Source organism: Pseudomonas sp. A014 (genome assembly GCF_052378495.1).
Taxonomy (GTDB): Bacteria; Pseudomonadota; Gammaproteobacteria; order Pseudomonadales; family Pseudomonadaceae; genus Aquipseudomonas; species Aquipseudomonas machongensis.
This window is the reverse complement of record NZ_CP199001.1, coordinates 3,903,974-3,916,796: the sequence shown is the minus strand read 5'-3', so window position 1 is coordinate 3,916,796 and position 12,823 is coordinate 3,903,974. Positions and strand designations below refer to the sequence as shown.

11 protein-coding genes are annotated in these 12,823 nt (G+C 64.2%); 8 read left to right on the top strand and 3 right to left on the bottom strand.

Annotation, left to right across the window (positions count from 1 at the left end):
* Positions 1-34: 34 nt before the first annotated feature.
* Positions 35-1,474, bottom strand: coding sequence for a dihydropyrimidinase (hydA, locus tag ACTYOL_RS18255; RefSeq protein ID WP_444756877.1), 1,440 nt, complete (start codon positions 1,472-1,474; stop codon positions 35-37).
* A 618-nt stretch (positions 1,475-2,092) separates the two neighbouring features.
* Here hydA and ACTYOL_RS18250 point away from each other — a divergent pair.
* A complete protein-coding gene (locus ACTYOL_RS18250; protein WP_197893327.1) occupies positions 2,093-3,583 on the top strand; it encodes an NCS1 family nucleobase:cation symporter-1 in 1,491 nt (496 codons plus the stop codon).
* Positions 3,584-3,642: 59 nt separating this feature from the next.
* Positions 3,643-4,926, top strand: coding sequence for a Zn-dependent hydrolase (locus tag ACTYOL_RS18245; RefSeq protein ID WP_444756876.1), 1,284 nt, complete (start codon positions 3,643-3,645; stop codon positions 4,924-4,926).
* Between the two features lie 131 nt (positions 4,927-5,057).
* Here the strand turns inward: ACTYOL_RS18245 and sodC are convergent, their stop codons facing one another.
* The gene (gene sodC, locus ACTYOL_RS18240) at positions 5,058-5,576 is read right to left on the bottom strand and encodes a superoxide dismutase family protein (protein WP_153773459.1); all 519 of its coding nucleotides are present in this window, start codon (positions 5,574-5,576) and stop codon (positions 5,058-5,060) included.
* Positions 5,577-5,920: 344 nt separating this feature from the next.
* Positions 5,921-6,466 (bottom strand): RNA polymerase sigma factor, encoded by a 546-nt coding sequence (locus tag ACTYOL_RS18235; protein WP_196759873.1) that lies wholly within the window; start codon positions 6,464-6,466, stop codon positions 5,921-5,923.
* Between the two features lie 339 nt (positions 6,467-6,805).
* Between ACTYOL_RS18235 and ACTYOL_RS18230 the strand changes: the two genes are divergently transcribed.
* The 6 genes from ACTYOL_RS18230 to ACTYOL_RS18205 all read left to right on the top strand — a co-directional run bounded on the left by ACTYOL_RS18230 (position 6,806) and on the right by ACTYOL_RS18205 (position 12,765).
* Complete coding sequence (locus ACTYOL_RS18230; RefSeq protein WP_232233637.1) at positions 6,806-7,756, top strand: anti-sigma factor; 951 nt, start codon at positions 6,806-6,808, stop codon at positions 7,754-7,756.
* 40 nt (positions 7,757-7,796) lie between these two features.
* A complete protein-coding gene (locus tag ACTYOL_RS18225) occupies positions 7,797-8,834 on the top strand; it encodes a catalase family peroxidase (protein WP_444756875.1) in 1,038 nt (345 codons plus the stop codon).
* A 246-nt stretch (positions 8,835-9,080) separates the two neighbouring features.
* Positions 9,081-10,097, top strand: coding sequence for a type VI secretion system protein TssA (gene tssA, locus ACTYOL_RS18220; RefSeq protein WP_444756874.1), 1,017 nt, complete (start codon positions 9,081-9,083; stop codon positions 10,095-10,097).
* A gap of 37 nt (positions 10,098-10,134) precedes the next feature.
* The gene (gene tssB, locus ACTYOL_RS18215) at positions 10,135-10,644 is read left to right on the top strand and encodes a type VI secretion system contractile sheath small subunit (RefSeq protein ID WP_054895420.1); all 510 of its coding nucleotides are present in this window, start codon (positions 10,135-10,137) and stop codon (positions 10,642-10,644) included.
* Positions 10,645-10,735: 91 nt separating this feature from the next.
* Positions 10,736-12,232: a type VI secretion system contractile sheath large subunit gene (tssC, locus tag ACTYOL_RS18210; protein ID WP_063545520.1), complete on the top strand. Its 1,497-nt coding sequence runs from the start codon at positions 10,736-10,738 to the stop codon at positions 12,230-12,232.
* Positions 12,233-12,282: 50 nt separating this feature from the next.
* Positions 12,283-12,765, top strand: coding sequence for a type VI secretion system tube protein Hcp (locus ACTYOL_RS18205; protein ID WP_054895422.1), 483 nt, complete (start codon positions 12,283-12,285; stop codon positions 12,763-12,765).
* Positions 12,766-12,823 lie beyond the last annotated feature (58 nt).

Here is a 12,823-nt window from a genome sequence, read left to right as displayed (position 1 = left end):
GGAGGCGCTGCGGCCCCCGGCTGTTATGGGCTGCTCAGCGGCTGACCGGTATCGGCCGCTGCTGCTCGGCCCGTCGCCCGAGGACCTCGTACACCGAGGGGTAGGCGGGCCTTTCCACATAGCGTCCCGCGCCCGGCTCGGCGCGCAGGTCGCCATCGGCCCAGAGCACTCGCCCCTGGCTGATGGTGTGGCTGGGAATGCCGCGCACCGTGCGACCTTCGAAGATGTTGAAGTCGACCTTCTGGTGATGGGTGCTGGCAGAAATCGTGCGTGTGCCCTGCGGATCCCAGAGCACCAGGTCGGCGTCGGCTCCCACACGGATCGCTCCCTTGCGCGGGAACAGGTTGAAGATCTTGGCCGTGTTGGTCGAGGTCAGCGCCACGAACTCATACATCGACAAGCGCCCGCTGTTCACGCCGGCGTCCCACAGCACCGCCATGCGGTCCTCGATGCCGGCGGTGCCGTTGGGGATGCGGCTGAAATCATCACGGCCCATGGCTTTCTGCTCGGCGCAGAAGCAGCAATGGTCGGTGGCGGTGGTGTGCAGGCTGCCCGATTGCAAGCCGCGCCACAGGGCTTCCTGGTGTTCGCGGGGACGGAATGGCGGGCTCATCACATAGCCGGCGGCGGTGGACCAGTCGGGGTTGCGATAGACGCTGTCGTCGATCAGCAGGTGCCCCGGCAGTACCTCGCCATACACCGGCTGGCCCTTGGCCCGGGCGTAGGTGATCTCATCCAGTGCTTCCTTGCTGGAGATGTGCACCAGGTACAGCGGGGTGCCCAGCGTTTCGGCTATACGGATGGCGCGGCTGGCCGCCTCGCCCTCGACCTGCGCCGGACGCGACAGCGGATGGGCCTCGGGGCCGGTGATGCCCTGGGCCAGCAGTTTCTTCTGCAGGTGGTACACCAGCTCGCCGTTCTCCGCATGCACGGTGGGCACCGCGCCCAGCTGCAGACAGCGCTCGAAGCTGGCGACCAGGGTGTCGTCGGCGGCCATGATCGCGTTCTTGTAGGCCATGAAGTGCTTGAAGCTGTTCACACCGTGATGGGCGACGAGCTCGCCCATCTCCTGGGCGACCTGCTCGCTCCACCAGGTGATTGCGACGTGAAAACCATAGTCACTGGCCGACTTCTGCGCCCAGCCGCGCCAGGTGTGGAAGGCCTCCAGCAGGGACTGCTGCGGATTCGGGATGACGAAGTCGATGATCGAGGTGGTGCCGCCGGCCAGGCCTGCGGCGGTGCCGCTGAAGAAGTCCTCGCTGGCCACGGTGCCCATGAATGGCAACTGCATGTGGGTGTGCGGGTCGATGCCCCCTGGCATCAGGTACTGGCCGCTGCCGTCCAGGACCTGGCAACCGCTGGGCACTTCGAGGTCTTTGCCAATGGCGCGGATCAGGCCATCGGCACACAGGACATCGGCGGGATAGCTTTCTTCGTGGGTGACCACGGTGGCGCCACGGATCAACAGGGACATACCGTCTTCCTCGCAGGCTGACCGGTCGTTTTGCCGGTTCTTGAAATTGTTTTGAGCCAGCGGCTGGAGGCTGCGTTGCAATCCTGTCAGCGCTGACAAGATTGGAATCTAGATGCTGATCAAGGATTGATCAAGAAAAAATTTTATGAGCTTATTACTTTTATAACTTAATGAAATATAAGTGTTTTCTTTATAAATCACCAAAATGGACAGGCTGCTCACCATTTTGACGCACTTGACAAGAAGCAGATTTGGTCAAGATTTTCCATGCGAAATCAGCCGTTTGAAACCTGGCTTGCCGGCGCGAACCACGCCACGCAAAAACCAGGCTGCACCAGATTGAAACCGAGTGCGCAGGCCAGGGCGGGCCGCCACCAGCAAGACGGCAGGGCAGGGCATGACCGTACCTTTCCCTGGCGCTAATCAATGCCTTGCAAATCAGTGAATTACCTCCAGTCGGCGGTGGCCGGCAGGGTTGGCCCGGGCCAATCCGGCACGCAATTTGAGTGCGGCCACAACCGCCAGGCCGGACCGGAGGTGCAGTACTGGTGAGGTGTGTAACTCCGGCCATCGATTCAGCCGATGAGCGAATAACTAGAACAATCTGGAGAAGGCCCCATGCAACAGAGCAGATCGCAAGTGATCGAGCAGCACGGGCTGTACGAGCTGTCCGAAGGCACTGATGTCCTCGACAGCCCTCGCTACAACCACGACATCGCACCGACCAAGGTGCACCAGCGTACCTGGAACAAATGGCACATCACCGCCTTGTGGGTCGGCATGTCCATCTGCGTCCCTACCTACACCCTCGGCGGGGTCCTGACCGCCTACTTTGGGCTGAGCGTCGGCGAGGCGCTGCTGGCGATCTTGCTGGCCAACCTCATCGTGCTGATACCGCTGACCCTCAACGCCTTCCCCGGCACCAAGTACGGCATTCCCTTTCCGGTGCTGCTGCGCGCCTCGTTCGGCATTCTCGGCTCCAACGTGCCGTGCCTGATCCGCGCGGTGGTGGCTTGCGGCTGGTTCGGTATCCAGACGATGTTCGGCGGCCTTGCCATCCACCTGTTCCTGGGGTCGCTGTTCGACGGTTGGAAGAGCCTGGGCGGAACCGGCGAGGTGATCGGCTTCATGCTGTTCTGGCTGCTCAACCTGTGGGTGGTGCTGCGCGGCTCGGAGTCGATCAAATGGCTGGAGACCCTGTCGGCACCGCTGCTGGTGGCGGTGGGCGTAGGCCTGCTCTTCTGGGCGCTGCCGCACATGTCGATGAGCGAACTGCTGGCCCAGCCGCCCAAGCGCCCGGAGGGGGCCAGCGTGGTCGGCTATTTCTGCGCGGGGCTGACGGCAATGGTCGGGTTCTGGGCCACGCTGTCGTTGAATATTCCCGACTTCAGCCGCTACGCCAAAAGCCAGAAGGACCAGATCCTCGGCCAGATCTTTGGCCTGCCGCTGACCATGTTCCTGTTCGCTGCCCTGGGCGTGATCATGACCGCCGCCTCGGCATCGCTGGTGGGCGAAACGGTCTCGGACCCGGTGAGCCTGATCGGACGTATCCAGAGCCCCGGCTGGGTGGCGCTGGCCATGGCGCTGATCATCATCGCCACGCTGTCGACCAACACGGCGGCGAACATCGTCTCACCGACCAATGACTTCCAGAACATCGCCCCACGCCTGATCGGGCGCAGCCGCGCGGTGTGGTTGACCGGGTTCATCGGCCTGGCGCTGATGGGGCACGAATTGCTGAAAAAGCTTGGCTGGATCGTTTCCGACCTGAGCCTTGAGAGCGTGTATTCCAACTGGCTACTGGGTTATTCGAGCCTGCTCGGGCCGATTGCCGGGATCATGGTGGTGGACTACTTCCTGATCCGCCGCCAGCAACTGGACCTTGCCGGGTTGTACCGCGATGACGTGTACCCGGCCTGGAACTGGGTCGGGTTCCTGGCGTTCGCGGTGCCGGTGGCGCTGACCGTGATGTCGATCGGCAACAGCAGCTTCAGTTGGTTCTATGACTACGGCTGGTTTACCGGTTCGCTGCTGGGGGCGGGGCTGTATTACGTCCTGAGCCGAGTCGCGGTGCGTGGAACGGCGCGCCTGGCCAAACCATCACCCTGAATCTGGCTGGCCGCTACAGCCGAATCACCAGAACAAGAAATCGCCTGAGGAGAGTCCCGATGAAACCGATCAAGGAAGTGCTGCACTCCACCGACCGCCATGTCGACAGCGCGCGCCTGTGGCAATCGCTGATGGACCTCGCGCGCCTGGGCGCCACGCCCAAGGGCGGGGTCTGCCGATTGGCGCTGACCGAACTGGACCGCCAGGCCCGCGACCTGTTCCGGCAGTGGTGCGAGGCCGCAGGTTGCAGTGTCAGCGTCGATGCGATCGGCAACATGTTCGCCCGGCGTCCCGGACGCAACCCCAAGCTGCCACCGGTGATGACCGGCAGCCACATCGACACGCAGCCCACTGGCGGCAAGTTCGATGGCTGCTTCGGGGTGATGGCCGGCCTGGAGGTGATCCGCACCCTGAATGACCTCGGCGTGGAAACCGAAGCGCCGCTTGAGGTGGTGGTGTGGACCAACGAGGAAGGCTCGCGCTTCCCGCCGTGCATGATGGGATCGGGGGTGTTCGCCGGCAAGTTCACCCTCGAAGAGACGCTGGCCAAGCGCGACGCCCAGGGGACCAGCGTCGGTGAGGCGCTGCAGGCCATCGGTTATGCCGGCCCGAGGGCCGTGCTGGGGCATCCGGTCGGGGCGTATTTCGAGGCGCATATCGAGCAGGGGCCGATTCTGGAGGATCAAGGCAAGACCATCGGCGTGGTGCTCGGCGCCCTCGGCCAGAAGTGGTTCGACCTGAGCCTGCGCGGCGTCGAGGCGCACGCCGGGCCGACGCCGATGCACCTGCGCAAGGATGCCCTGGTCGGCGCGGCGGCAGTGGTCGAGGCCGTCAACCGCACCGCACTGGGGCATCAGCCACATGCCTGTGGCACGGTCGGTTGCCTGCAGGCGTATCCGGGGTCGCGCAACGTGATTCCGGGTGAGGTACGCATGACCCTGGACTTCCGTCACCTTGAGGGAGATCGGCTCGATTCGATGATCGCCGAGGTGCGTGAAGTGATCGACAGCACGTGTGCCAAACACGGGCTGAGTTTCGAGCTGACGCCAACGGCGGATTTCCCGGCGCTGTATTTCGACCGCAACTGTGTCGATGCCGTGCGTGAGTCGGCCAGGAGCCTTGGCTTGGCGCACATGGATATCGTCAGCGGGGCAGGGCACGATGCGATCTTCCTGGCCGAGCTGGGCCCGGCAGGCATGATTTTCGTGCCGTGCGAGAACGGCATCAGCCACAACGAGATCGAGAACGCCACGCCCGAGGATCTGGCGGCGGGTTGTGCAGTGTTGCTGCGGGCGATGCTGGCAGCGTCGGAGGCGATTGCCCAAGGGCGATTGGCGGCCTGACTGCGAGCGGTGCCTGGCATCGGCTCAGCCGGTGTCAGGCACTGGACATGCCCCCTTGCCGACGTGACCGTGCTGGCCGGGCGCTGGGCGTTGCACAAGCGCGGCGATTACTGACGCCCGGCCTGCCTGGTTCAGATCACGCCGCAGGCCACGCGGTCGCCGCCACCGCCCAGTGGCATGGGCATGTCGGCGTGGTTGTCGCCACCGGCATGGATCATCAAGGCGTGGCCCTTGATTTCGGAAATCGTCTTCAGGCGCGGCGCCAGGACCGGATAGGTGGAGGTGCCGTCGGCGTTCACATAGAGCGCCGGCAGGTCACCCAGATGGCCATTGCCATAGGGGCCCAGGTGCTTGCCGGTCTTGGCCGGGTCGAAGTGCCCGCCCGCGGCCAGCGCCGCCACTGCCTTGCCATCTTTCATGCCTGGCGCACAGCTGCCGTTCTCATGCACGTGGAAACCATGCACGCCTGCGGGCAGGCTGTTCAGCTTGGGGGTGAAGATCAGCCCGTAGGCCGACTCGCTGATGCTGACCTGACCGATGGGCTGTGCTTTGCCATCGGCGCTGACCAGGTTGACCGGTACATCAAGGGTAGCGGCGTGGGCGCCGAGTGACAGGGTGCCCAGCAGGGCGAGCCAGAGGTGTCGTTTCATGTTTGCCTCTTCAATTCAATGACAGGAAAGCGGGGTGGCGGGAACCTGAAAGTTGTTCCGTCGGGGCAAGAATAGAAAGGGCTGAGCGCGAGAGTCCAACTAAAATTGGTAATTAAAAAAAACAGAAAAAGCTATGGAATAAACGGCGTGAGATAAGTGTTATGGGCGTTTTTATTGCCTGAAAGTATGAGCTCATGAAACAAGGACGATAAATAACAAGATGAGTTCCCTTCACTTGTAAAAATAATGGCTTCGGCGCACTGTATGAAAAATCAACAGGCCGAAAGTTGCCGAGCAGTTTCCCAGGAGGGCGTATGCAAGTGCCTGGCAATGCGTACGAAGGTTCAGGTGCGCAGCAGGTCGCGGCCAGGCGCCGAGGGCTTGGGGGTGTCATTGAGCAGCGTGCCAATCGTTTGCCTGGCGCGGGACAGCCGACTCATGACCGTGCCGATAGGCACCTCCAGGATGTCGGCGGCTTCCTTGTAGCTGAAGCGCTCCACCGCCACCAGCAGCATCACTTCGCGCTGGCCCTCGGGCAGGCTGTTCACTGCCGTGAGGATCTGCTGGTGCATCAGATCGGTTTCCGGGGTGGGCGCGGCAGGGTCGGTCACCGACTCGATGACGCTGTCGTTCCACTCCGAGCGCGAGCGGCTGCGCACGTTGCGCGAGCGCACCTCGTTGATCCAGGTGGTATGCACGATGGCGAACATCCAGCTCAGCGGGGCAGTGTCCGGCCGCAGTTGGTGGGTACGTTCGAGGGCGCGCACGCAGGCGAGCTGGACCAGGTCTTCAGCGTCGTGCCGGTCGCCCGAGAGGCGCAGGGCAAAGGCCCACAGGCGCGGCAACATGCCAGGGAGCAGTGCAGGGAGGTCGGCACCGGTGATCGACATAGTTCCTCGTTCTTGTACTGGGTGGACTGGAAGTCAGTTGCTTCTCATGCGGCCGCCGTACGCTCCGGCCGGCGGATTCCCTCGCATGTCTTGGACTTCATTGTCGCTGAGCCGATACACTGCGCGGATTGTGCCACCACCTACGCTAAAAACCTATCCGAGTGCGTTTCAAAATCGATTTATAATGCTGGCTGTGTCGCATTTGCCGACTTGTCAGCGCTAGGTAAAGCTGCTTGCGGCTGTTTCAGTGATATTAATATGATGGCGAGCTGACTACCCCTTCGCTCGCAGGTCGGCCCACAAGGCCGCAACGATGCCGTAACAGAAGTGCGAAGTACCATGAATAACGGAGACCGGGAATTGACCACCACCGTCGCGGATGATGCCCTGCTGATGGCCTATGTTGACGGCGAATTGTCGCCGCAACAGTGCGAGGAAATCGAGCAGCTCATGAACGCTTCGCCCGAAGTGGCCGAGCGTGTCGCGCTGTTGATGTCGTCTGCCCTGCCATACGCCGAGGCCTTCGCCCGCCAGGCACTGCCCCCGGTCCCTGACAGCCTGGTGCACAACGTCGATGCGTTGATCGCCCGGCACGCCGCCCCGGCCAGCGCGGCGCCCTCGCGTCCGGCAGCCGAGCCTGAAAGCCTGCTCACCCGTCTGTTCGGTCGCCCCAGGTTCGGTTGGCTGGCCGTGGCCTTCGCCACCGGTGCGGTGTGCTACGGCCTGGTGCTGCAGGCGGGTTTCATCGGTGGTGCGCTGAACACCGACCGCGCGCTGCAGGCGCCCAGCGTCGCCCAGGTCCAGGCCTCGCCCTGGGTGATGCAGGCTGCCAGCTACCAGCAACTGTACACCCGCGACACGGTGAACTACGTCACACCTGACACCGACGATGTGCGCAAGACCCTTGCCGACATCCGCCAGATCGACGGCCTCGAGTTACGTGTGCCAGACCTCAGTGCCGCTGGCCTGACCTTCAAGCGCGTGCAGCGCCTGCGCTTCAACAACAAGGCGCTGATCCAGCTGGTGTACCTGCCGCAGCAGGGCGATCCGGTAGCCCTGTGCGTGATGAAGGAGCCCAAGCCCGACCAGTCCATCGCACAGTTGAACGTCGCTGGCATGGAGGTTGTGGTCTGGCGTCAGTCTCAGCTAGGCTACGCGCTGATCGGCGCCCCGGACGGCGTCGACCTCGATGCCGTGGCGCGCGTGGTCGCGGACCGCAGTTCGGGCCAGTTGTATACGGCCAATGCCAGCCTGCCATCGCCGTTGTGGTTCGCCGATATCCGCCAATAAGGACCCTGGTGACGGGCGACCGGATTCTTGGATCGCCTGAATGCCTGCTCAGCACCGCCGCCACGTCCTCCTTGCCCTGTTCCTGACACTGTCCGCCGGCCTTGGCTGTGCACTGCTCGTCGAGCGCAATGGCTGGGCAGCCCCCTCATCGTTATCCTCTCCTGCCGGCGCTGCCCACATGGTCGATGCGTTCGAAGCCGTATCCGGCCCGCAGCCGGGCTTTCGCCGCAATCACGCCAAGGGCCTGTGCGTCAGCGGTCGCTTCGACAGCAACGGCCAGGGTGTCGCACTGGCAAACACCGGGTTGTTGCGCACTGGCAGCTACCCCGTGACAGGGCGCTTCTCGGTGGTCGGTGGCAACCCGTCGGTCAACGATACCCAAGGGGGCATGCGCAGCCTGGCGCTGGACATCAGCAACGGTGGGGAAACCTGGCGCATGGCACTCAATTCAAGCCCAGTGTTCTTCGTGCGCACCCCCGAGGCGTTGCTGGAGCAATTGCAGGCCTCGGTGCCGACCGACGGTCGTGAGGCGCGCATTCGGCATTTTCGTCGCGACCATCCCGAGAGCCAGGCCTTCGAGGACTGGATGGCTGCGCACCGGCCATCGACGGGGTTCGACAACGCGGCGTACTTCAGCGTCAACACCTTTCGCTTCAATGCCGCTGACGGGCAAGAGCACCTGGTGCGTTGGCATCTGCAGCCAGAAACGCCCTATGCGCCGCTCAGCGATGAGCAGATCGCGCAGAACGACCCCGACATGTTGTCCTATGGCCTGGCCTCCCGCCTGGCCGAGGGGCCGCTGCGCTGGCACCTGATCCTCACCCCGGCGTTGCCGGGCGACCCGGTCAACGATGCCACGCAGTTGTGGACTCAGCCAGGTCACCAGGAGATCGATGCCGGGGTGCTGGTGATCGACGCCCAGCAGCCGCAGATGGACGGCCCGTGCCGCGACATCGATTTCAACCCATTGATATTGCCACCTGGCATCACCCCCTCGGACGACCCGCTGTTGCAGGCACGCGGGGCGGCCTATGCCGAATCGCATCGGCGCCGGATGCGGGAGATGGCGGGGCAGTAGCTCGCCAGTTGCGGTGCCTGTGGTGGGCCTATCGCGGGACAAGTCGGGGCGCCGAACCGCCGCTCCCACAGGTTCACCGCTTGATCTGGGAGCGGTGGGGTATCTTTAGGAGCAACGGTTTGGCGCCCCGACTTGTCCCGCGATAGGGCCATCACAGCCCCAAAAAAATAATTTCCCACCCCCCGGAATAATCCCCAGCCCCCACCTGTTATCCCCTCAGAACACGCATTCCGATGGGGTCCTTCGATGTACCTTAACCATTTGGCCGAACCGCTGACCGCCGACGCCCCCTGTGGCGAAAGCCTGGAATACGATGCCGACTACCTGGCCCTCGAGGAAGAGGTCCAGGGCAAGCCGGAAGTCGAATATGGCAGCACCCTGACCCAAGCCACCGCCGCCGACTGGAAGCGCGTGCACCACCTGTCCCTGGCCCTGGCCGAGCGCAGCCGAGACCTGCGTCTGGCCGCGCACCTGACCCGCGCCGAGCTCAACCTCAACGGCTTCCCTGGTCTGGCCGCAGGCCTGGCACTGATCGAAACCCTGCTTGCCGACCAGTGGGCCCACCTGCACCCGCAACTGGACCCGGAAGACGACCACGACCCGCAACTGCGCGTTAACACCCTGGCCAGCCTCTGTGAAACCGCCGGCCTGCTGCACGACCTGCGCACCACGCCGCTGGTCGATGCCGCGCCGCTGGGTAGCGTCAGCCTGCGCGACATCGACCTGGCCAACGGTGAAGCCAGTGCCACGTCCGATTCGCAAAGCCCGTCCCTGGCCATGATCGAGGCCGTCTTCCAACAAGCCGCCCCCGAGCACCTCGCCGACACCCTGGCCACCCTGGAGCATGCCTGGCACAGCAGCCAACGCATCGAGGCGCTGCTGACCGAGCACGTCGGTTTCACCAGCGCCATCGACCTCAGCGCGTTGTCCACGGCGCTGCGCCGCGCTGCCGAGGTCCTGCGCCAGCGACTGCCCGCCACGCCCGTCGACACACCGCAGGCCGTCACACCACAGGCCCGCACCACCGGGGCCAGCCCGCGTGGCGAGATCGCCAGCCGCGAGGACGTGCGCCAGACCCTGGATCGACTGTGCGCCTACTTCGCCGTACACGAACCCGGCAGCCCGGTGCCGCTGCTGTTGCAGCGTGCCCGCAAACTGCTGGATCTGAACTTCATCGAATTGCTGCAAGACCTGGCCCCCGATGGCCTGGCGCAGATGGCCATGGTCAGTGGCGTGCGCGGCGACCCGCGCAGCGACGACTGATCGACACACCCCGTTAACCCAGCACAGGAGCAGTCCCGTGGCAGAAAACAGCCAGAAGTTCATCGCCCGCAACCGCGCCCCACGGGTGCAGATCGAATACGACGTGGAGATCTACGGCGCCGAGAAGACCGTGCAATTGCCCTTCGTCATGGGCGTGTTCTCCGACCTTTCCGGCAAGCCTGCCGAGCCGCTGCCGCCGGTGGCCGAGCGCAAGTTCCTGGAGGTCGACGTCGACAACTTCGACGAGCGCCTCAAGTCGATGAAACCGCGCGTGGCCTTCCAGGTGCCCAACACCCTTACCGGCGAGGGCAACCTGCCAGTGGAGATCACCTTCGAGAACATGGACGACTTCAGCCCCGGCGCCGTGGCGCGCAAGGTGCCGTCGCTGGATGCACTGCTCACCGCACGCAACCAGCTGTCCAACCTGCTGACCTACATGGACGGCAAGGTCGGCGCCGAGGAACTGCTCGCCCGCGTGCTCGCCGACCCTGCGCTGTTGCAGGCCCTGGGCAGTGCCCCGAAGCCGACTGCCGACAGCAGCGACTGACCCCAACCCCCTGATCGAACCCTGACACCCGGCTGGGCCTTCGCGGCACCGGCAGGTAGACCCTTTTGCCCAAAAAACGAGGGATGCTGCAATGTCCACCCCACAAGCCCATGAGGCAACGGCCCCCGCAGCGGCCCGCGAAGTCGACCTCGATGACTTCGCCAGCCTCTTGCAAAAAGAGTTCAAGCCCAAGACCGACAAGGCCCGCGACGCCGTCGAGAACGCCGTGCGCACCCTGGCCGAGCAGGCCCTGCAAGGCACCCGGCTGATCACCGGCGACGTGCTTGGCACCGTCGAAGGCATGATCGCCGAGCTCGACCGCAAGCTCTCCGAGCAGATCAACCACATCCTCCATCACGAGGAATTCCAGGGCGTGGAAAGCGCCTGGCGCGGCCTGCACTACCTGGTGAACAACACCGAGTCGGACGAGTCGCTGAAGATCCGCGTGATGAACATCTCCAAGGCCGAAGTGCATCGCACCCTGCGTAAGTTCAAGGGCGTGGCCTGGGACCAGAGCCCGATCTTCAAGAAGCTCTACGAAGAGGAATACGGCCAGTTCGGCGGCGAGCCATACGGCGCGTTCGTCGCCGACTACTACTTCAACAACAGCGCCCCGGACGTCGAGCTGCTGAGCCAGATGGCCAAGGTCAGCGCCGCCGCCCACTGCCCGCTGATCACCGCCGCCGACCCCAGCGTGATGCTGATGGAATCCTGGCAGGAGCTGGCCAACCCGCGCGACCTGACCAAGATCTTCCAGACCCCCGAGCACGCCGCCTGGCGCAGCTTCCGCGCCTCGGAAGACTCGCGCTACGTGGGCCTGGCCATGCCGCGCTTCCTCGCCCGCGCGCCCTACGGCGCCAAGACCAACCCGGTGGAAGACTTCGACTTCGAGGAAACCACCGACGGCGTCGGCAGCAAGGACTTCACCTGGGCCAACGCCGCCTACGCCATGGCGGTGAACATCAACCGCTCGTTCAAGCACTACGGCTGGTGTTCGCAGATCCGCGGCATCGAGTCCGGTGGCGCGGTCGAAGGGCTGCCGGTGCACACCTTCCCGACCGACGATGGCGGCGTGGACATGACCTGCCCGACCGAAATCGCCATCAGCGACCGTCGTGAAGCAGAACTGGCCAAGAACGGCTTCATGCCCCTAGTGCACAAGAAGAACAGCAACCTGGCGGCCTTCATCGGCGCGCAGTCGATGCACAAGCCCGCCGAGTACGACGACCCCGACGCCACCGCCAACGCCAACCTGGCCGCGCGCCTGCCGTACCTGTTCGCCACCTGCCGCTTCGCCCACTACTTGAAGTGCATCGTGCGCGACAAGATCGGCTCGTTCAAGGAACGCGCCGACATGCAGGTGTGGCTGAACAACTGGATCGGCCGCTACGTCGAGCACAACCCGGCCACCGCCACCGAATCGGACAAGGCGCGCAAACCGCTGGCCGGCGCCGAGGTGGTGGTCGAGGAGGTCGAGGGCAACCCCGGCTACTACCACTCCAAGTTCTACCTGCGCCCGCACTACCAGCTCGAAGGGCTGACCGTGTCGCTGCGCCTGGTTTCCAAGCTGCCGTCGGCCAAGACCTGACGCCGCGCGTTCCCCAGCACCCTCACTGACCCACCGAAAAGGTACAGACCATGATCCTGCTCAACTTCAACGGCAAGAAAATCAAAGGCACCTCGACCGTCTCCGGCCACGCCGACTGGATCACCATCGACGCCCTGCAGATGGGCGTCGGCCGCGCCATCTCCACCAGCGGCGGCGGCGCCGACCGCGACACCAGCAACCCGTCGTTCTCGGAGATTTCCCTGACCAAGGCCACCGACCTGGCGTCCGCCGACCTGTTCATGGAAGCGGTGTGCGGCAAGAGCCTGGGCAAGGCCGAGATCCACTTCATCCAGACCGGCGGCGCCGAGAAGAAAGAACAGGTGTTCCTCAAGCTCGAACTCGAGGAGGCGATCATCAGCTCCTACTCGGCCAGCAGCAACGGCGAGCGCCCGAGCGAAACCTTCTCGATCAACTTCACCAAGATCAGCTACCAGTACGACTCCTTCAGCGGCGAGAAGATCACCACCGGCACGCCGAAGAAGTGGGACCTGGAAGCCAACGCCAAGATCTGACCTGGCCCCGTGGCCGGCCGGTGCCCAGGTGCCGGCCCGGCCCTTCGACCTGGAGTGT

What these genes read in the sequence shown, in the direction of transcription:
- tssC (WP_063545520.1), top strand. Translation starts at nt 10,736, where the DNA reads ATGTCCACCCCACAAGCCCATGAGGCAACGGCCCCCGCAGCGGCCCGC.
- hydA (WP_444756877.1), bottom strand. Translation starts at nt 1,474, where the DNA reads ATGTCCCTGTTGATCCGTGGCGCCACCGTGGTCACCCACGAAGAAAGC.
- ACTYOL_RS18235 (WP_196759873.1), bottom strand. Translation starts at nt 6,466, where the DNA reads ATGTCGATCACCGGTGCCGACCTCCCTGCACTGCTCCCTGGCATGTTG.
- tssA (WP_444756874.1), top strand. Translation starts at nt 9,081, where the DNA reads ATGTACCTTAACCATTTGGCCGAACCGCTGACCGCCGACGCCCCCTGT.
- ACTYOL_RS18250 (WP_197893327.1), top strand. Translation starts at nt 2,093, where the DNA reads ATGCAACAGAGCAGATCGCAAGTGATCGAGCAGCACGGGCTGTACGAG.
- ACTYOL_RS18230 (WP_232233637.1), top strand. Translation starts at nt 6,806, where the DNA reads ATGAATAACGGAGACCGGGAATTGACCACCACCGTCGCGGATGATGCC.
- ACTYOL_RS18225 (WP_444756875.1), top strand. Translation starts at nt 7,797, where the DNA reads ATGCCTGCTCAGCACCGCCGCCACGTCCTCCTTGCCCTGTTCCTGACA.
- ACTYOL_RS18245 (WP_444756876.1), top strand. Translation starts at nt 3,643, where the DNA reads ATGAAACCGATCAAGGAAGTGCTGCACTCCACCGACCGCCATGTCGAC.
- ACTYOL_RS18205 (WP_054895422.1), top strand. Translation starts at nt 12,283, where the DNA reads ATGATCCTGCTCAACTTCAACGGCAAGAAAATCAAAGGCACCTCGACC.
- sodC (WP_153773459.1), bottom strand. Translation starts at nt 5,576, where the DNA reads ATGAAACGACACCTCTGGCTCGCCCTGCTGGGCACCCTGTCACTCGGC.